Source organism: Brucella sp. (genome assembly GCF_032066345.1).
Lineage (GTDB): Bacteria > Pseudomonadota > Alphaproteobacteria > Rhizobiales > Rhizobiaceae > Brucella > Brucella pseudogrignonensis.
The window spans coordinates 152,603-170,709 of sequence record NZ_DAMBKZ010000005.1 but is presented as its reverse complement, the minus strand read 5'-3'; the positions used below and the strand labels follow the sequence as shown (position 1 = coordinate 170,709).

Sequence of the window (18,107 nt, the reverse complement as noted above, 5' to 3'; positions counted from 1 at the left end):
AAAGCGAGGGCACGATGTATAAGAATATCCTAGTCACCACAGATGGTTCAGAGTTTGCAGAGCGCGGTCTTATTCATGGATTTGATACCGCGAAAGCCATGGGTAGCAAGGTGACTGTCCTCACCGTGACCGCCCCCTATTCGCTTTCCGGCCTGCCTGGTGGCTTTACTGACAGTCCGGCCTTTATCGAGCGTTATGAAGAAGAATGGAACGATTACGCCGATGCTGCACTTGCCCGCGCCCGTGAACTGGCAAGTCTGTCTGGCGTTGAAATCCATACATTGCATGTCGTGGCACAGCATCCCGCCACCTCAATTATCGAAACCGTAAAAGAATTGCGCAACGACCTGATTGTGATGGCGTCACATGGTCGTCGTGGGCTGAAAGGCATGTTGCTCGGTAGTCAGACCTATGAAGTTGTCACGCGAAGCACTGTTCCGGTGCTGGTGGTTCGCTAAATTCAACCGGCCTGATGACCAGTGGCGCTTTCAATATCAACGCGAAAGAAAACAGGTTCCAGTTTGCGTTGCTCGCCGCCACTGGTGATGGTCTTGGTATAAGCAGGCTCCCACCATGTCGGCTCGTTGGAGAGCATATTGACGATCGCAGCCTTTTCTTCCTCGCGTGTGATCTCGCGATAATGACCGTTCACAACAACGCTACGCCATTCCGTTTTTGAAATGATGTGATCGAACAAAATGCAGACCGCATCATTTTTCCGCATAGCCTCAGTCTTCTGACCATCGGTAGTGAAGGAATAAAGCGCCCCACCACTGAACCGAAAACCGAGCGGCACCACAAATGGTCGATCACCAAGAATATAACCCAACCGCCCGATCTGGGTATGCTGGATCATATCACGGACATCAATTTCAGACATTTCCTTGATTATCATGGCAAGCGTCCCTCGTTCAGCTAATCTGTTGTTAGATTACTATAGGGCGGCGATTGCGCTTTGACCGCAATCAAAACATGAAAATCAGACGAACAGGCGCCCTTCAGCAATCTTGACTGCCGTGCCGCCAATACGAGCACCGGTGAGTGTCTGGTTTGACACATCAAGTTCAAGGCGAATACGCGAGGGGCGCCCCATCTCCATGCCCTGCTCGATCCACCATTGCGAACTTCCATCCACCGGCTGGTCTTTGGCCAGGATCATTCCTGCAAAAGCCGCCGCTGCAGACCCCGTCGCGGGATCTTCATACACATTCGAGCCTGTCACAAACATGCGTGCGTGATAATTACTGTCGAACAGAATTGTTTCGCGGCAATAGACGTAAATTGGCAATGGTCGATCGCCCACATGCGGCAGACTCTCGCTCACATAGACAGGATCAATGGAGACTTTGGCTGCAGCGATCAGGTTATGAACCGGCACAAGAAGATAGGGTGTGCCTGCGCTCCAGACAGCAGGAATATGGTTTTCAAAGCCGATCTCATGCGTGCCTAGCCCGATTGCGGCGGCTGCCTCTTCCTTCTCGATCTTGATATCGAGCTTTTCCGGCAAACGCGGCAGATCAAATTCGGCAAAGGCGCTGTTTTCACCTAAGATGACACCACAGCGAACGATACCTACCTTCTCTTCAAGCGTCACCAGCCGATCCGACTCGTCGCCTGTTCTGCGATGACGTGCCAGCGATACCGCAGCGCCAACAGTCGGATGACCGGCAAATGGCAACTCGTAGTCCGGGGTAAAAATGCGGACGGCTGCCTCATGCATCGGATTTTCAGGCGGAAAGATAAAGACCGTTTCGGACAGATTGAATTCGCGCGCGATGGCCTGCATACGCGCGTCAGTCAGCCCTTCACTCTCGTGCACAACAGCCAGCGGATTCCCAGCCAGAGCCTTATCGGCGAAAACGTCGAAAATCTCATAATACCGGCCAGCACTGGCAGCTTCAGTCATCGTTCACCTCTCCCTCACTTCAGTAAGGCCATAAGCCTTGCTTTGCGAGCATAGTCAATTTCGTGGCGCTGTCATCTGCAAGAACTGATCGTTACTGTTGATTTTCAAAATGCCAATCGGCAAATGCGCGCACATAGGATGGCGTCGCCTGCCCCATGGCTCCTGCCTGCTTAACCGGAATGATTTCCGACAATTCCGGCTCTGCTTGAGCCGCGAGATTAGACTCTATTCGTTTCAACAATTCCGCCGTCGAAAGATCAAAGTAATGTCGGCGGAAAAGCGCAATGCTTCCATCGGCAGTTACCAGATGGGTCTTTGCTTCCGCCTTGGCATCACCAAGATTGATTCCGGTTTCTTCAAAGACTTCGCGGGCCATATTCGTTGTATAATCGGCCCGACCATCAACGACATCATTGTCATCAATGGAACCTGCCGGAAAATAGACCCGTCCTGCGACCGCATTATGCGCGCTCATACGGGCTGCTATCAAATGCCCTTCAGCGGACACCATGATACCGACGCCAAAAATATGCCACGGCCGTAAAGGCTGTGCATCTTTGCGCCAATACATAAGTGTTGCAAAGCTCGTGCGATGGAAACCGGCGGAAAAAGATTGGCCTTCCAATTTCGCGTCTGGTGCAAGATAAATTTCACCATCAAACAAGGTCGGATTAGCCTGACACTCGCGCTGCCAGTTTTCAGCGATTGCGGTTTTATTGGCTTGCGCATAGTCGAGCGGTCCCGGCAAAATCCGGACATCGACACGATCAATTTCATAAACCGTGTTTTCTTTCACATGCTGCATTAGCCGTCCCATTCTCAAACAATGTTCAGCGTGACAGCCACGGGGCAATGGTCACTGGCCTTAGGACGATCCCATCCAGTCCGTGGATAACGATCAACTTCTTGTCCCGGCGAGAAAACCGTGCGCCAGGGCTGGCCACGGCGGATAATCTGCGGAATCGCACCACCGTTTTTGTCAGCCAGAGCCGGCGACGCAAGAATGTAATCAAGCTGGCAAAGATGGCGTTCCTGCGGTCCGCGTGTGTGATAGAGCGTCCAGCGGTCCATTTCAGGACGGCGCTCCACAAGATTGATGGCGAAGCCATCGCTTAGCAGCGTATCCAGAGCACTGGCAGCTTCCTTCACAGGCGAGAATTGATAACCGTTCCACTCATCGCCTTCGATGATGACACGTTCACGGTAGTCGTTGAAATCACCGCAAATGAGCCAGCGCTTACCCGAAGTGTGCCCTGCGCCAAACTTCTCTTCGATAATGTGGCGGATCGCACGCGTTTCTGCCTGTCTGACCGGCAAGGATGCAGTGCGACCATCAAGCCCGTTACGTGCACCGCCCATTGATTTCAGGTGAACAACAAAAAGCGTCAGTGGCTTGCCGTCGATACGCATATCGAGACAAAGGCAATCGCGCTTAAAAATGCGATCATTCGGTTCAAGTCCTAGCTCCGCAAGCACCGGCTGATAAAGATCAAGATCCTTATAGGTCAGATGTGCGTGGCTGGTGACTTCCAGCACTTCAATCCGCTGGCCATCACGCGTCGTATCGCGTGCCATCACGGCAACGTCGATGCCTCGGCTATCATTGCCGTCAATCAGATACTTATTGCGATAGCCCTGCCCGACCATCTTGAAAAGATAGCCATATTCAAACGCGTTAAGAGCAGCGAGATTATCGACTTCTTGCAGGCAAAGCACATCGGCCCGTGTTTCGGCTATTGCCAGCGCCGTCATCTGCCGTGTGTCATCGGTATGGGCAATCGCCCGCGCCTGCTCCAGCAGACGGTATTGCGTTTCATCGCCGATCTCGAAGAGCTTGAGCGAGCGATCCTGATGCAATTCATTTCGAAAGCCGGAAAAATCAAACCGGCGCATCAGATTTTCGACATTGAAGGTTGCTATCGTAAACATGCCCGCGCAATCTCACCACTTGCGCTATGATTGGCAAGTGGTTCTTTTCAAAATTGCACAGCCACGCTGGTTTTGATCAGAAAAGCCACCATATAAAGTCAGGAAATCAGGACACCGAAAATGCTTGATAAGATACGGTACATCGCACTTTGCTCAGGTCTCTTTGCAGCAAGCCTTGTTGGCAGCGCTGCAGCGGTTGACCTGAATACGCCTTACGTGCCGTCTTTGCGTCCAAGCACGCCCCCTATCGCTGGCGGGCTGCCGCGGACTTATCAGCCACAAGCAGGATCAAGTAAGTGTTACGGCGTGGGGTGCCGCGACAGTGGCAATTACATCTCGCGCGAAGGCATCCCGATCTACAAGAATGGCGACCCGCTTCAAGTTCGCCCATCCAATCGCAAGCCTGTCACCACCTTCGGTCCAAGCAGCAACCATATTTCATGGTGCTCAAATCGTTACCGCAGTTATCGCACTTCGGATAACACATACCAGCCCTTGGCGGGGCCACGCACTGGCTGTAATTCGCCTTTTCAATAAAAAAGCCGGGCAGTGCCCGGCTCATTTATTTCTTATGCAGCTTTCGATTTGGAATGCGTGCGGATCAAACGTCCCAGACGCATGATACCTTCATCAATCATTTCATCATTAGCGCATGAATAGCTCAGACGCAGCGTATTGGCACCCGTGCCATCCGCAAAGAAGGCCTTGCCCGGAACGAAAGCTACCTTCTCGCTTTCAATCGATGCGGCAAGCAATGCAGCACCGTCCATGCCCTTTGGAAGCGTGACCCAGATGAACATGCCGCCTTCCGGCTTGGTCCAGTCAGTGCCTTCCGGCATGTATTTAGCAAGCGCTTCAAGCATCTTATCGCGGCGGTGCTTGTAAACGCTATGCAGCTTAGCGACTTGACCGTCAAAACCAGTCGAAGCAACACGATGGATGGCAATCTGGTTGATCGTCGAAGAATGAAGATCAGCCGCCTGCTTCATCAGAACCAGCTTGCGGATAACCGATTGCGAAGCAACCACGTAACCGACGCGCAGGCCAGGAGCGAGAGTCTTCGAGAATGAGCCGCAATAGATCGTGCGGGTCTTTTCGATATCACCGCCGTGACGCGCAATATCCATCGACAGGATCGGCGCAATCGCTTCCCCGTTGTAACGCAGATACTGATAAGCGGCATCTTCGATAATCGGCACATTCAACTCATCAGCATCGGCCAGCAGCTTTTCGCGGCCCGCACGATCGACCGTTTCGCCGGTCGGATTGCTGAAATCTGCCGAAAGATAGGCAAACTTAACCTGACCGCCGGCATTTTCCGCCGCCTGCTTATAGGAATCCGGTGTGCGATTGCCATTCAACGAGAGAATGTCATAGGTCGGCTCGTAGGCGTTAAACGCCTGCAACGCGCCAAGATAGGTCGGGGCCGTTACAAGTGCCGTGTCATTTGGCGAGATGAAAAGCTTGCCGAGATAGTCAAGTGCTTGCTGCGAACCGGACGTAATAAAGACGTTGTCTTCCGTGCAAGGAATACCGATCTTGGCAAGTTCACTCACCAACCAGGTGCGGAGCGGCTTGTAACCTTCGGATACCGAATATTGCAGAGCTGCATTGGCTTCAGGGCCACCAAAGATGTCCTGATAAGCGCTCTGGAATTCAGCATGTGGAAACAGCGCCGGATCGGGAATACCGCCAGCAAAGGAAATAATATCCGGACGTTCCAGCAGTTTTAGAAGTTCACGGATTTCCGAAGCGCGCATACGTTTCGAGCGCGTTGCAAATACAGTTTCCCAGTCCAACACGGGAAATCTCCTCAATACGGTGGAGGCAAAGCCTCCTCAAACCTTGCCAGATAAAGTTCTAGCGATAGCGCAATTTTTTGCTAACGAGAACACTTTCTTCCATGCTGAGACGGAATAAAGATATTCTGAATTGTTTTGGCCAAACGACGCACAAAACATAAATTCCAAAAGCATCAGACGATCTTTTCGTGCGCTACGTTTCACACGACCAAATCCCTATGCATGAAAGGGGCGTAAGAAACGCCCCTCTTTTCTCTGACCGTAGAGCACCTAAAATCTGATGAGATTCAGGTCTTTCGCATGGCGAAAATGGTGTTCTGTGAGAACCGGAGCGGAGCGTACATAAAGTACGTGAGCCTAGGTAAGCGAAACAAAATGCCATTTGCAGACGGCGAAAGCCTGAATATCGCAGATTTTTAGTTGCGTGCCTTGTCGACGAGCTTGTTCGCTGCGATCCATGGCATCATGCCGCGGAGCTTTTCGCCAACTTCTTCGATCTGGTGGCTGTCGTTGTTACGACGGATACCCTTGAAGCGAGCTGCACCTGCACGGTATTCCTGCATCCAATCGGAAGTGAACTTGCCGGTCTGAATGTCCTTCAGAACGCGCTTCATTTCTTCCTTGGTTTCTGCAGTGATGATGCGTGGACCAGTGACGTATTCGCCCCACTCAGCAGTGTTGGAGATCGAGTAGTTCATGTTCGCAATGCCGCCTTCGTAGATCAGGTCTACGATGAGCTTCATTTCGTGCAGGCACTCGAAGTAAGCCATTTCTGGTGCATAGCCAGCTTCTACGAGAACTTCAAAGCCGGTGCGGATGAGTTCAACAACGCCGCCGCAAAGAACAGCCTGCTCACCGAACAGATCGGTTTCGCACTCTTCCTTGAAGGTGGTTTCGATAACGCCCGAACGGCCGCCGCCAACGCCCGAAGCGTAAGACAGAGCGAGATCATGTGCGTTGCCCGAAGCATCCTGATGGATAGCGATGAGGCAAGGAACGCCGCCACCCTTCTGGTATTCGCCGCGAACCGTGTGGCCTGGGCCCTTTGGTGCGATCATGACAACGTCAACGGACTTCTTTGGCTCAATCAGGCCGAAGTGAACATTAAGGCCATGAGCGAAAGCAATCGCTGCGCCGTCACGGATGTTATCCTGAATGTGGTCTTTGTAGATGTCAGCCTGAAGTTCATCAGGGGTTGCCATCATGAGGAGATCGCCCCACTTGGCAGCATCAGCAACGTTCATCACTTCGAAGCCATCAGCTTCGGCCTTCTTGACCGTTGCCGAACCTTCACGAAGAGCGATGCGCACGTTGGCAGCGCCGGAGTCCTTGAGGTTCAGCGCATGGGCACGGCCCTGGCTACCGTAACCGACGATAACAACCTTCTTCGACTTGATCAGATTAACGTCTGCATCACGATCGTAATAAACGCGCATTTTCGTATTCCCTTCATTCAGATTATTTTTCAGATTGCTCTGCGGCTTCCTCGCGTTGGCCGTTGGTTATGCCCCGTAAAGAGCGAAAAACTGCTTTGTGGCACGCCGGGCGTCCCGGATGACCACTTCGTCAGTCAGTTCCAGCCGGTCGCCAAGCAGCAACCGGATCTGCATGTCCCGAACGACAAGTCCGAAAAATGCACGAAAAGCTTCGTCGATATCGTCAAAAGCCAGAAGCTTTGCTTCCTGACCCATTTCAAGGATCGGCTTGAGGCGCTTTGCCATCGCCACCGGACCATTGGCGAGAACAATGTCGCCAAGTGCCGATTTGCCCGATGCCGTGTGGCTGACAGCCAGACGGTTCAATGCAATCGATGTTGGACCAGACAGCACCAGCAGCCAGTCACGCGCAAAATGTTCTAGGCTTGAGAAAAGCGATTCAGCGTCAAGCTTCTCGCGAGCTACCGGCACGACACGAACCTTCGATGCTTGCCAGCGAACCATTGCGGTTAGCAGACCATCGCGATCACCAAACCATTTATAAAGGCTTTCCTTGGAGCAATTGGCAGCACGCGCAATGCTCGCCGTCGTCAAAGCGCGGTCCCCGCCTTCGACAAGAAGGCGCAACGCCTGCTCCAGAACATCGTTCTGACGCGGCGAAAAAGACGGCTGCTTCTGAGCCTGCAATTCGTCGCTTTTATCAGTCACGGATCAATCCCTCCACCTTGTACCGTACGGTACGGTTCCGTTTATTAATCTTTGCTTGAGAGACCGTCAAGCAGGATTTTTCAACACGATGGAAGATTTTAGAATTGTGATCCGAGCACCGCTTGGAGCTTCGTTTCGACAACTGGAAAGAAGCAAACAAATTCAAAAAGAAAGGGCGCCTTCCGGAATCAACTTCTCAGAAGGCGCCCTTCAAAAATATGCATATCTGGCTTCATGCCTTAGAGATTAACTTGTGTGCCTATTTCCACAACACGACCTGTTGGGATCTGGAAATACTCCGTCGCATCAGAGGCCGTACGAGCAAGCAGGATGAAAAGCTTATCCTGCCAGAGCGGCAAACCGGAATGTGCGGAAGCCTTGAGCCAGCGACGTGACAGGAAGAAAGACGTCGTCATGATGTCGAACTTCCAGCCGAGTTTTCGGCAAAGCCCCAGCGCGCGCGGAATATTCGGTTGCTGCATATAGCCAAATGTCAGCGTGACCTGCATGAAGCGTTCATTGAACTGCGAAACACGCGCACGGTCAGCACTCGACACCCAAGGCTTGGAAGCCGTTACAACAGTCAGAATAACATTGTTCTGGTGCAGAACCTTATAGTGCTTGAGACTATGCATGAGTGCCGTCGGCGCGCTCTTGGGATCACCTGTCAGAAACACAGCCGTTCCCGGAACGATTGTCGGCGGACGCTTGTTCATCTGCTCGACGATGAGATCGAGCGGCACCTCCGCCTTGCGTGTCTTTTGGAACAGGTGGCGCGTACCGCGCACCCATGTCCACATGATGACCACGAGAATAAGCGCAAAGGTAATCGAGGCCCAGCCGCCATCATGCACTTTGATGATGTTGGCGCTGAAGAACATCACATCAATGATCAAAAAGCCTGCGATCAAGGGAGCAGCGCGGCTGACACGCCAGTTCCAGATGCGAGTCATGACGAAATAAAGAAGACCGGTCGTGACCAGCATATTGCCCGTCACGGCGATACCGTAAGCAGATGCCAGATTGTTCGACTTCTCAAAGCCGAGAACGAGAATGATGACCGTCAGACCAAGCAGCAGATTGACGCGCGGAATGTAGATTTGTCCGTGCAGTTTTTCAGACGTGTGCTGGATTTCAAGACGCGGCAGAATGTTAAGCTGAACCGCCTGACGCGCCACAGAAAACGCGCCGCTGATGACGGCCTGACTGGCGATCACAGTGGCAGCTGTCGCCAGAAGCACCATCGGCCATAGCGCAAAATCCGGCATCATCTGGAAGAAAGGCAACGCCGCCGCTTCACCATGGGACAACACGAATGCCGCCTGTCCGAAATAGTTAAGTAGAAGGCACGGAAACACAATCCAAAGCCAAGCTCGAACGATTGGCTTGCGGCCAAAATGACCGAGATCAGCGTAAAGCGCTTCGGCGCCTGTCATGGCAAGAAAGACTGCGCCTACAGTAATAAAGGCGACACCGGGGCTCACGACAAGAAACCGCAGGGCATAATAAGGATTGAGCGCTGCCATTACTGTCGGATCGTCAAAAATATGCCAAAGACCGGACGCACCGAGGGCCAGAAACCACACCGCCATGATCGGCCCGAAAACAATCGCAACCTTGCCCGTCCCGTACTTCTGGATTGAGAAAAGAACGACGAGGATGACCACGGTAATGGGCACCACAAAGGGCGTCATATGGGGCGCAACAATCTGCACCCCTTCCACCGCAGACAATACCGAAATCGCGGGCGTAATGACCGCATCGCCAAAGAATAGCGCCGCTCCGCAAATACCAGCGGCCAGAACGATGTCGGGCCGCCCTTTAAGGGCAGCCCTTACCAAAGCCATCAGAGAGAGAATGCCGCCTTCGCCATTATTGTCGGCACGCAGCACGAAGATCACATATTTCACCGTCACAACGAGCAGAAGCGCCCAGAAGATCAGAGAAACGACACCCAGAATATCACTTCTGGAAAGAAACCCATCCGAAGTTGCCGCGTGCAATGCTTCGCGGAAGGCGTAGATCGGGCTCGTACCAATATCACCATAAACGACGCCGAGAGCACCAAGCACCAGCATCTTCATACTGTCATGGGAATGGTCGTTTTCTTCCGAAGCAATTGCGTTCTCTGGAGAAACGCCAGCAGGCAGCGTATTTTGAGAACCCGCCTGCGCATCTCCTGCGACTGGCGTGTTCTTATCTGGTTGCTCGCTGCTCATATGCAGACACCTCGTGAGGTCGTAAGTATCGGGATTGGATATCAGAGCGCCTGGGAGTTAAACAAACCGTCAACAGCTAGGGAATACATGATCGCTGCAAAGGTTCCCATGCAAGTTCGGTATCAGTCAAATGCCTGAAGTGTCAAAGTTAAACTCTTTAAAGAAAAGTAGGCTAACTCGCCGCTGAAGCGCGAAGCTCGGACTGCGGAAAACTTCATGTATGCTTCCCTCAAATGACCCAGCGCGCCCCCGAGCGTGGTTATTCTGTGGCGGGCGGTCTATATCTTGTCGCGCCCGCGCACAAATGCAGATTTCGCAAAGCTCCATTGTCAGCCATGCATTTTCGCAAAGCCTATCCAGCCAAGGCTGTAATGTATCGGCTAACGGTCACCGGCATGCCATACATCAAAGCATCTGCGGTCAGACCGTGCCCAATCGACACTTCGCTTAACTGCGGTACACGTTTGACCAAAGCTGGGAGATTTTCAACTGTCAGATCGTGCCCTGCATTGATTGCGAGCCCGAGCGCCGTTGCTGCATCTGCAGCTTTGCCGAGACGGCTCAGTTCCTGTGTGGCGGCAGCCGGATCATCATAAGTCGCTCCATAGGGGCCCGTATAGAGCTCAATGCGGTCTGCGCCAATTGCCTTGGCCTTTTCATAACCCAGCGGATCAGGGTCAGCGAATAACGATACACGCATTCCCTGTGATTTCAGCCGCTGAACGATAGGTTCCAGGAAATCGGATTTGGTTTCAAAGTCCCAACCGTGATCGGAAGTTGCCTGCATCGGATCATCAGGAACCAATGTCACCTGCTCAGGTTGATGTTTTTCAACCAGTTCCAGAAAGGCTTCTGTTGGAAAGCCTTCAATGTTGAATTCAGCCTGCGGGTATTCATCATCGATCAATGCGCGGATATCGCCAAGATCGGTAAAACGAATATGACGCTGATCAGGGCGCGGGTGCACCGTCAAGCCAGCCGCTCCTGCTGCAAGCGCCGCTCGTCCTAGACCGGTCACACTCGGCCAAGGAAGATCTCGTCGATTACGCAACATGGCTATGGCGTTGAGATTGACGGACAATTTTGCAGGCATAGAGCTTCGCTCCTTCAATTCGATATGAGGCTTTATATCGTCAGCCATTGAAAAGTGTGAGTGTTTTCCTGTCACACCTCAAACCAATATAGGGATTGCTAATTTTGAAGGCCTGCCGCAACCTTTATCCCCTGAGAGGCGTTTTAGTGAAATAACACGACGTTCTAAGAACCGGAGGTCAACGATGCGCAACGAGGACATTCCTGTCATCCGTCGCATTCCAACCAATCGTGAAGATGTCTTTGCTTTTGCAATCGAGGGACATCTCGACGACGCTTCCCTCGAAAATCTTTATGGGCTCCTCGATGCAGCCTATGAAGGCCATGATGAAATCGACCTTCTCATCCGCCTGACCGGCTATGACGGCGTGGATTGGGGTTCAGCATTTTCGGAGAGCATGCTGTCGATGCGTGCAAAATCTCTGCGTCACCTTCGACGTTATGCGATTGTTGGCGGCCCGCTATGGATACAGGCAAGCGTCACGCTCATGCAGCCGTTTCTGTCCATCGAAATGAAGACATTCGAATCCGAAGATGAGCCCAAAGCTTGGGAGTGGCTAAGCGCCGAACCAACGGAACAATGATTATTTTACAATTGTCAGCTGTTCGGCTGCACGCGTGATTGCGGTGTAAAGCCAGCGCTCGCGCGTGTCGCGGAAAGCGTAGCTTTCATCGAACAGCACGATATTATCCCACTGTGAACCCTGCGCTTTGTGAACCGTCAGTGCATAACCGTAATCAAAATCATCGAAACGCTTCTTGGTCTGCCAAGGAATTTCAGCATCCGGGTCCTCAAACTGCGCTTTGAGCAGTTTGATCTTGGCGACGCCTCGGTCTTCGTCTTCGGGCGAGACCAGAAGATTAATTCCCGGTTTCACTGTTTCCTTGGACGAGGTCATTACCTTCCAGAGAGAGCCGTTCAGAAGCCCCTTGGCCGGATCGTTGCGCAGGCAAACCAGCTTATCGCCGGCCTGGGGGTATTCCGCAGTAAAGCCCTTCAACTCGCGCAGCCGCTGATTATAGCGCTTGCGTGTACGGTTGGTGCCGACGAGAACCTGATCGGCAGAAAGAACCAGATCCTGATTAACCTCAGATTTGGAAATGACTTTCGCTCTTCCCTCATCGCCATAAGCAAGCTCACGACCCTCACGCACGTCAAGCGCCATACGGATGATCGGGTTATCGCGTGCCTGACGATGAATTTCCGTCAGCAGATAATCCGGTTCGTGCTCAGTAAAAAAACCGCCGCCCGAAATCGGCGGCAACTGTCCCGGATCACCCAGCACCAGAATAGGTGTGCCAAATGTCATCAGATCGCGGCCAAGCTGCTCATCAACCATGGAACATTCGTCCACGACGATCAGAGCGGCCTTGGCCACCGGGCTTTGACGATTCAGGGAAAATGTCGGGGCGATAGACGTCTTACCGGTTGTTTCGTCTTCAATCGCTTCTTCACCGCGCGGCCGATAGATCAGTGAATGCAGCGTGCGCGCATTGTTTGCGCCCTTGGAGCGTAGCACCTGCGCGGCCTTGCCGGTGAAGGCTGCAAACTGCACATCACCATCCACATGCTCGGCAAAATAACGCGCAAGCGTGGTTTTGCCTGTGCCAGCATAACCAAACAGCCTGAAGATAGGGGAACGCCCTTCCTTCAGCCACTTGCCAACGGCTTTTAAAGCCTGATCCTGTTCCGGTGAAAACTGCATACCCTGTTCAGACAGGATTCGGCACTTAAAGACAAGTGAATAGGAGAACAAAACAGCATCAAAGCTATGACGCCACGCACAACAAACCATCAGTGTTAGCTAATAAACGAGCCGATTATATCGAAGAATAAATTAGTAATGCAAATAATTATAAGTACGTTTAATCGTTTTCATCATAACTTAATAAATCATATTCAGTATAAACTTATAGAAGGAGTTCAATCATGATGCTTCTTGTTTTTGCAGTTTTGGCACTTTCATTAGTTTTCGCATGGTTCGGGCGTCAGTCCGTTGCAATATTTCTTGCCGTTCTCTGCCTTGCATTGGGCGTAAAACAGTTTCTTTGGGAAATATATAGTTCTGAATACGGCTATCGGATGCCTTGGATTCAAACAGAAGTGGTCGATCAGCTTAAGCGGCAACAGTCCGCTTCTGCTTTCACGCCGAGCTTAAAATCTGATGGAACAGCAGCATGATTGATTTAGCCTCAGATCATGACACCAACAAGCAGCAGACATTCGCCACTCTTCTCTCGATTTATCTTCTGGGAATGATGGCCGTCATCGCAGCAATTTTGACCGCAGCAATGGTGCTGCAATATGCCAATGGAGAAATACCTTGCCCGCTTTGTCTTTTACAACGCGTTGCGATGTTTGGTGTTTGTTTCGGCATCATTTTGCAGTTTCGGCATGGTTTCTCATACCGCAACACCGGCATGAGTATGATGTTCTCACTTTTTCTGCTGATCGTATCCGTGCGGCAGACATTGCTTGATATCTACCCTCGCCCTGGGCATGAATATATCGGCACCTCAGTCTTTGGCCTTCATATGCCCGTCTGGTCGATTCTCATTGCTGTCGCGCTGTTGATTGCCTTCGCTTTTCAACTCATCTTATGGGGCGGCAGCACGCAATTGCAGCACAAATCTCTGACGCATCAGTCGTCACTTCGCGTGTTGGCAACTGCTCTCAGTCTGTATGTGATTGCGATTGGTGTGATTAATTTCGTATCGGTCGGCGTTCAATGCGGCATCGATGAGTGCCACACCTTTGGCTACGCCCTTCTCAAATGAAAAATAGCGGCTGGAGTAACTCTCCGGCCGCTTTCCCAACTTAGCTGCCAACCAGCGCTGCAAATCTTTCCAGATCGACATTGCCACCACTGACGATCACGCCAATACGCTTGCCTTTGAGTCCTGGCACCATCTGCAAAGCGCCAGCGAACGCCAGGCAGCCGGTCGGTTCGACCACCATCTTCATTCGGCTGGCAAAAAACTTCATGCCTTGCACCAGATCATTGTCACTGACTGCCAAAATATCGTGAACGCTGTTCTGAATGACAGCAAATGTCATATCGCCAAGTGCCTGTGTCTGCGCGCCATCGGCTAAAGTTTTTGGAACGTCAATATGAACGATCTTGCCAGAACGGAATGATTGTTGGCCGTCATTGCCTGCTTCCGGCTCAACCCCATAGACATCGCATGAAGGTGAAAGCGCTTTGGCCGCAAGAGCAGAACCCGCCAGCAAACCGCCTCCACCAAGGCATACAAACAGCGCGTCAAGCTGGCCAACCTCTTCAATCAGCTCTTTGGTTGCCGTGCCCTGCCCCGCAATGATATGCGGATGATTAAACGGCGGAATAAGTGTTAAACCGCCCTCCTCCGCAAGCTGCTTTGAAAGCGCATCTCGGTCTTCAGTATAACGGTTATAGGTCACAACCTTTGCACCATAGCCACGCGTTGCGTCCAGTTTTGCAGCGGGCGCGTCTTCAGGCATAATAATCGTGGCAGCTATGCCGAGCAATTTCGCCGAAAGAGCTATCGCTTGCGCATGGTTTCCAGACGAAAAGGCAAGGACACCGCGATTCTTCTGCTCATCGCTAAAGCGCGACAAGGCATTGTATGCCCCACGAAACTTGAACGCTCCGATACGCTGAAAGTTCTCGCATTTGAAAAAGAATTGCGCGCCTGTATCGCGATCAATGGTCGTTGAGGTGAAGATGGGCGTGCGATGCGCGTGCCCTTCAATCAGTTCAGCTGCAGACACCACATCGTCATAGGTAGGAAGTGCAGACATCATTCACCTCTTCAACTCGTTATTTTAACATCGGCCACAAGCTCAGAACGAGCAGCAAGGCCATGGTCAGATTGAACCACTTCAACCGGGTGGGATCAGCAAGCCAGTTGCGCAACAATGTGCCAAAACCCGCCCAAACCGACACGCTCGGCAGGTTCACAATCGCAAAGGCAGTACTCACCAGCAGCACTGCCACGTAGTAGTTGTCGTGGTTGGCGTAGGTCGCAATACCGGTGATCGCCATCACCCAGGCTTTGGGGTTAACCCATTGAAAGGCAGCAGCCTGAAAAAATGTCATCGGCACGCCGCTATCACTGGCCTTGGATTCCCCGATGGAGCGCGAGGTAGCAATTTTCCATGCTAGATAAAGCATATAGGCCCCGCCCGCGAATTTGAGCGATGTATAGAACGACGGCACGGTTTCGATCAGCGCGCCAAGACCAAAGCCAACCGCTAGCAGCAGCACGAAAAAGCCCACGCCAATGCCCAACATATGCGGGACTGTGCGCCGGAAACCGAAGTTCACCCCCGACGCAAGCAGCATCAGATTATTGGGGCCAGGGGTAACGGAAGAAACAAAGGCGAATACGAGAAGCGCTAAGAAAATTTCAAAAGACATTGGATTGATCCAGCTAACAAGGACAAATTAGCCCAATAAAAAACCGGCACAATCGAAACATTGTGCCGATTTCAACCGATATTGTCTCGATTTACGTAACTTAGAGTCCCTGAGGACCGCGGTTCATTGCAGCCACGCCGGTCCGGCAAATCTCCACGAGACCAAGCGGCTTCATCAGCGAAATGAACTGGTCGATCTTGGCAGTCTTGCCAGTAATCTCGACGATGAAATGCTCGGTCGTGGCGTCCACAATCTTGGCATTGAAAGCATCGGTCAGACGCAGAGTTTCAGCGCGTGCTTCGCCTTTGCCTGCTACTTTAATCAGCGCTAGTTCGCGCTCGATCGGGCGCTCGTGGCCAAGCTCGACAGCGCGATGCGTCATGTCAACCACGCGATGCACCGGAACAATACGCTCAAGCTGATGGCGGATCTGATCAAGCACATTCGGCGTGCCACGCGTCACAATAGTAATGCGCGACAGATGCTGTTCATGCTCGGTTTCAGAAACCGTCAGGCTTTCAATGTTGTAGCCACGGCCAGAAAACAGGCCAATGACGCGGGCTAGAACGCCCGGTTCGTTATCAACGAGAACCGAAAGCGTGTGCGTTTCTGGTGTCTGGGTATCCGCTGCAATAAAATATGCTGAGCCGGATGCTAGATTTTGTGCGTTCATGTTCTTTACTCCGGATCAGACTAGGGCGCGGCCCTTGGCATCGATAGCATTGGCAACAGCTTCGTCAGTCGCTTCATCAGGCAACAACATTTCATTATGTGCCTTGCCAGACGGGATCATCGGGAAGCAGTTGGCGAGATTAGCAACGCGGCAATCGAAGATAACCGGCTTCTTGATCTCAATCATTTCCATGATCGCATCGTCGAGTTTCTCTGGCTTGTCACAACGAATGCCATGCGCGCCATAAGCTTCTGCAAGCTTCACAAAATCAGGCATTGCTTCGGTGTAGGAATGCGACAGGCGATTGCCATGCAACAGCTGCTGCCATTGACGAACCATGCCCATATACTGATTGTTCAAGATGAAAATCTTGATCGGCGCTTCATATTGGATCGCAGCCGACATTTCCTGAATGCACATCTGGATAGACGCGTCACCGGCGATATCAATAACCAGCGCATCAGGATGAGCAATTTGCACGCCCAGAGCAGCAGGCAGACCATAACCCATCGTGCCGAGGCCGCCCGATGTCATCCAGCGATTTGGCGCGTCGAAATCCATGAACTGCGCAGCCCACATCTGATGCTGGCCGACTTCAGTGGTAATGTATGTATTACGGTCCTTGGTCAGTTCGTTCAGACGCTGCAACGCATATTGCGGCATGATGACGTCTTTGTTTGGCGCATATGCCAGCGAATTGCGAGCACGCCAACGGTCAATTTGTTCCCACCAGGCAGCAATCGCGTTCTTCTCAGGCTTCTTTGCTGACGCGCGAAACTGGCGAACGATATCTTCCAGAACATGCGCAACATCACCGATGATCGGAACATCAACACGAACGTTCTTGTTGATCGACGATGGATCAATATCGATGTGAATCTTGCGCGAATGCGGAGCGAATGCATTCAGACGGCCCGTGATACGGTCGTCAAAACGCGCTCCAACGCACAGCATGACATCGCAATCATGCATGGTCATGTTGGCTTCGTATGTGCCATGCATACCGAGCATGCCGAGCCAGTTCTTGCCCGATGCAGGATAAGCACCCAACCCCATCAAAGTCGAGGTGATCGGGAAATTGCTGATCTCAACCAGTTCGCGCAGCAGCTTCGTTGCAGCAGGACCAGAATTGATAACACCGCCACCCGAATAGATGACAGGCTTCTTCGCAGTCAGCAGCATTTCAACAGCCTGCGCGATAGCTGACTTGTCACCTTCAATGGTTGGACGATAGCTGGTGCGCGGCGAAGTCTGCGGTGGCGTGTAAATACCGGTCGCAAACTGGATATCCTTTGGAATATCAACCAGAACCGGACCCGGACGACCAGTCGAAGCAATGTGGAAAGCTTCGTGCAGAATGCGCGAGAGGTCATTAACGTCACGAACGAGCCAGTTGTGCTTCGTGCAAGGACGGGTGATACCAACCGTATCCGCTTCCTGAAAGCCATCGGAACCGATCAGTGATGTTGGAACCTGACCGGAAATGCAGACCAGCGGGATCGAATCCATCAGCGCGTCCTGCAAAGGCGTAACCGCATTGGTCGCACCTGGGCCGGATGTCACCAGCATAACGCCAACCTTGCCGGTCGAACGTGCATAGCCTTCAGCCGCATGGCCAGCGCCCTGCTCGTGACGGACCAGAATATGCTGAACTTTGTCCTGTTGGAAAAGTTCGTCATAGATCGGCAGCACTGCACCACCCGGATAACCAAAAAGATGCTCCACGCCATGATCGATCATAGCCTGAACCACCATTTCCGCGCCGGTCATTTCGCGTTGCCCCGCGGAGATCGTCGCCGCCTCGCTTGTTGCTGCCGTCATCGTCGTCACTTCCCGTCTGCTTTACATATTCAATTTCGTTGATGTTTAGATAACAAAAAAGGCCCCCGAGGGAGCCTGTCTTTCGCGCATGGGAGCTTTCGCCGGATGGTTACACCATCCT

Annotated in this window: 19 protein-coding genes; 5 read left to right on the top strand and 14 right to left on the bottom strand. The window is 52.3% G+C overall.

Annotation, left to right across the window (positions count from 1 at the left end; translation table 11 throughout):
- Window positions 1–14: 14 nt before the first annotated feature.
- Window positions 15–458: a universal stress protein gene (locus RT142_RS08770; RefSeq protein WP_313028347.1), complete on the top strand. Its 444-nt coding sequence runs from the start codon at window positions 15–17 to the stop codon at window positions 456–458.
- Window positions 459–460: 2 nt separating this feature from the next.
- Here RT142_RS08770 and RT142_RS08765 read toward each other — a convergent pair whose 3' ends face one another.
- The 4 genes from RT142_RS08765 to RT142_RS08750 form a co-directional block, all read right to left on the bottom strand.
- Window positions 461–895, bottom strand: a complete 435-nt coding sequence (locus RT142_RS08765) for a pyridoxamine 5'-phosphate oxidase family protein (protein WP_007875668.1) — start codon at window positions 893–895, stop codon at window positions 461–463.
- 84 nt (window positions 896–979) lie between these two features.
- Window positions 980–1,906, bottom strand: a complete 927-nt coding sequence (locus RT142_RS08760) for a PhzF family phenazine biosynthesis protein (protein WP_064320798.1) — start codon at window positions 1,904–1,906, stop codon at window positions 980–982.
- Between the two features lie 91 nt (window positions 1,907–1,997).
- Complete coding sequence (locus RT142_RS08755) at window positions 1,998–2,711, bottom strand: NUDIX domain-containing protein (protein ID WP_113160004.1); 714 nt, start codon at window positions 2,709–2,711, stop codon at window positions 1,998–2,000.
- Between the two features lie 14 nt (window positions 2,712–2,725).
- Window positions 2,726–3,835 (bottom strand): endonuclease/exonuclease/phosphatase family protein, encoded by a 1,110-nt coding sequence (locus RT142_RS08750; protein WP_313028344.1) that lies wholly within the window; start codon window positions 3,833–3,835, stop codon window positions 2,726–2,728.
- Window positions 3,836–3,955: 120 nt separating this feature from the next.
- Here RT142_RS08750 and RT142_RS08745 point away from each other — a divergent pair, with 120 nt between their 5' ends.
- Window positions 3,956–4,372 (top strand): BA14K family protein, encoded by a 417-nt coding sequence (locus RT142_RS08745; protein WP_007875678.1) that lies wholly within the window; start codon window positions 3,956–3,958, stop codon window positions 4,370–4,372.
- A gap of 32 nt (window positions 4,373–4,404) precedes the next feature.
- Here the strand turns inward: RT142_RS08745 and RT142_RS08740 are convergent, their stop codons facing one another.
- The 5 genes from RT142_RS08740 to RT142_RS08720 all read right to left on the bottom strand — a co-directional run bounded on the left by RT142_RS08740 (window position 4,405) and on the right by RT142_RS08720 (window position 11,093).
- A complete protein-coding gene (locus tag RT142_RS08740; RefSeq protein ID WP_112805730.1) occupies window positions 4,405–5,637 on the bottom strand; it encodes a PLP-dependent aminotransferase family protein in 1,233 nt (410 codons plus the stop codon).
- Window positions 5,638–6,053: 416 nt separating this feature from the next.
- Complete coding sequence (gene ilvC / locus RT142_RS08735) at window positions 6,054–7,073, bottom strand: ketol-acid reductoisomerase (protein WP_007875687.1); 1,020 nt, start codon at window positions 7,071–7,073, stop codon at window positions 6,054–6,056.
- A gap of 66 nt (window positions 7,074–7,139) precedes the next feature.
- Window positions 7,140–7,781 (bottom strand): TetR/AcrR family transcriptional regulator, encoded by a 642-nt coding sequence (locus tag RT142_RS08730; RefSeq protein WP_007875688.1) that lies wholly within the window; start codon window positions 7,779–7,781, stop codon window positions 7,140–7,142.
- 239 nt (window positions 7,782–8,020) lie between these two features.
- Window positions 8,021–9,865: a potassium transporter Kup gene (locus RT142_RS08725; RefSeq protein WP_235820841.1), complete on the bottom strand. Its 1,845-nt coding sequence runs from the start codon at window positions 9,863–9,865 to the stop codon at window positions 8,021–8,023.
- Between the two features lie 487 nt (window positions 9,866–10,352).
- Window positions 10,353–11,093, bottom strand: a complete 741-nt coding sequence (locus tag RT142_RS08720) for a pyridoxine 5'-phosphate synthase (protein ID WP_313028342.1) — start codon at window positions 11,091–11,093, stop codon at window positions 10,353–10,355.
- A gap of 184 nt (window positions 11,094–11,277) precedes the next feature.
- Here RT142_RS08720 and RT142_RS08715 point away from each other — a divergent pair, with 184 nt between their 5' ends.
- A complete protein-coding gene (locus RT142_RS08715; RefSeq protein WP_064320801.1) occupies window positions 11,278–11,676 on the top strand; it encodes an STAS/SEC14 domain-containing protein in 399 nt (132 codons plus the stop codon).
- Here the strand turns inward: RT142_RS08715 and RT142_RS08710 are convergent, their stop codons facing one another.
- Entirely contained in the window at window positions 11,677–12,798 is a 1,122-nt protein-coding gene (locus RT142_RS08710; RefSeq protein ID WP_313028340.1) for an ATP-dependent RecD-like DNA helicase, read from the bottom strand.
- A gap of 224 nt (window positions 12,799–13,022) precedes the next feature.
- Here RT142_RS08710 and RT142_RS08705 point away from each other — a divergent pair, with 224 nt between their 5' ends.
- Together RT142_RS08705 and RT142_RS08700 are read left to right on the top strand one after the other, a co-directional pair.
- Window positions 13,023–13,274: a hypothetical protein gene (locus RT142_RS08705; RefSeq protein WP_313028338.1), complete on the top strand. Its 252-nt coding sequence runs from the start codon at window positions 13,023–13,025 to the stop codon at window positions 13,272–13,274.
- On the top strand, window positions 13,271–13,870 hold the full coding sequence (locus tag RT142_RS08700; RefSeq protein ID WP_313028336.1) for a disulfide bond formation protein B: 600 nt from the start codon (window positions 13,271–13,273) through the stop codon (window positions 13,868–13,870). Before RT142_RS08705 ends, RT142_RS08700 begins: the two co-directional genes overlap by 4 nt.
- Before the next feature lie 40 nt (window positions 13,871–13,910).
- On the opposite strand, the gene RT142_RS08695 is transcribed toward RT142_RS08700, so the two are convergent.
- The 4 genes from RT142_RS08695 to RT142_RS08680 all read right to left on the bottom strand — a co-directional run bounded on the left by RT142_RS08695 (window position 13,911) and on the right by RT142_RS08680 (window position 17,986).
- Entirely contained in the window at window positions 13,911–14,873 is a 963-nt protein-coding gene (locus RT142_RS08695; RefSeq protein ID WP_313028423.1) for a threo-3-hydroxy-L-aspartate ammonia-lyase, read from the bottom strand.
- A gap of 19 nt (window positions 14,874–14,892) precedes the next feature.
- Window positions 14,893–15,492, bottom strand: a complete 600-nt coding sequence (locus RT142_RS08690) for a LysE family translocator (protein WP_112805724.1) — start codon at window positions 15,490–15,492, stop codon at window positions 14,893–14,895.
- Between the two features lie 100 nt (window positions 15,493–15,592).
- A complete protein-coding gene (ilvN, locus tag RT142_RS08685; RefSeq protein WP_007875697.1) occupies window positions 15,593–16,165 on the bottom strand; it encodes an acetolactate synthase small subunit in 573 nt (190 codons plus the stop codon).
- A 15-nt stretch (window positions 16,166–16,180) separates the two neighbouring features.
- Window positions 16,181–17,986 (bottom strand): acetolactate synthase 3 large subunit, encoded by a 1,806-nt coding sequence (locus RT142_RS08680; protein WP_256443808.1) that lies wholly within the window; start codon window positions 17,984–17,986, stop codon window positions 16,181–16,183.
- Between the last annotated feature and the right edge of the window lie 121 nt (window positions 17,987–18,107).

Excerpts from the sequence above, each read along its gene's own strand:
- RT142_RS08770 (WP_313028347.1), top strand. The coding sequence starts at position 15 with ATGTATAAGAATATCCTAGTCACCACAGATGGTTCAGAGTTTGCAGAG.
- ilvN (WP_007875697.1), bottom strand. The coding sequence starts at position 16,165 with ATGAACGCACAAAATCTAGCATCCGGCTCAGCATATTTTATTGCAGCG.
- RT142_RS08745 (WP_007875678.1), top strand. The coding sequence starts at position 3,956 with ATGCTTGATAAGATACGGTACATCGCACTTTGCTCAGGTCTCTTTGCA.
- RT142_RS08765 (WP_007875668.1), bottom strand. The coding sequence starts at position 895 with ATGATAATCAAGGAAATGTCTGAAATTGATGTCCGTGATATGATCCAG.
- RT142_RS08750 (WP_313028344.1), bottom strand. The coding sequence starts at position 3,835 with ATGTTTACGATAGCAACCTTCAATGTCGAAAATCTGATGCGCCGGTTT.
- RT142_RS08695 (WP_313028423.1), bottom strand. The coding sequence starts at position 14,873 with ATGTCTGCACTTCCTACCTATGACGATGTGGTGTCTGCAGCTGAACTG.
- RT142_RS08690 (WP_112805724.1), bottom strand. The coding sequence starts at position 15,492 with ATGTCTTTTGAAATTTTCTTAGCGCTTCTCGTATTCGCCTTTGTTTCT.
- RT142_RS08705 (WP_313028338.1), top strand. The coding sequence starts at position 13,023 with ATGATGCTTCTTGTTTTTGCAGTTTTGGCACTTTCATTAGTTTTCGCA.
- RT142_RS08715 (WP_064320801.1), top strand. The coding sequence starts at position 11,278 with ATGCGCAACGAGGACATTCCTGTCATCCGTCGCATTCCAACCAATCGT.
- RT142_RS08680 (WP_256443808.1), bottom strand. The coding sequence starts at position 17,986 with ATGACGGCAGCAACAAGCGAGGCGGCGACGATCTCCGCGGGGCAACGC.
- RT142_RS08710 (WP_313028340.1), bottom strand. The coding sequence starts at position 12,798 with ATGCAGTTTTCACCGGAACAGGATCAGGCTTTAAAAGCCGTTGGCAAG.
- RT142_RS08725 (WP_235820841.1), bottom strand. The coding sequence starts at position 9,865 with ATGAAGATGCTGGTGCTTGGTGCTCTCGGCGTCGTTTATGGTGATATT.
- RT142_RS08760 (WP_064320798.1), bottom strand. The coding sequence starts at position 1,906 with ATGACTGAAGCTGCCAGTGCTGGCCGGTATTATGAGATTTTCGACGTT.
- RT142_RS08755 (WP_113160004.1), bottom strand. The coding sequence starts at position 2,711 with ATGCAGCATGTGAAAGAAAACACGGTTTATGAAATTGATCGTGTCGAT.
- ilvC (WP_007875687.1), bottom strand. The coding sequence starts at position 7,073 with ATGCGCGTTTATTACGATCGTGATGCAGACGTTAATCTGATCAAGTCG.
- RT142_RS08700 (WP_313028336.1), top strand. The coding sequence starts at position 13,271 with ATGATTGATTTAGCCTCAGATCATGACACCAACAAGCAGCAGACATTC.
- RT142_RS08720 (WP_313028342.1), bottom strand. The coding sequence starts at position 11,093 with ATGCCTGCAAAATTGTCCGTCAATCTCAACGCCATAGCCATGTTGCGT.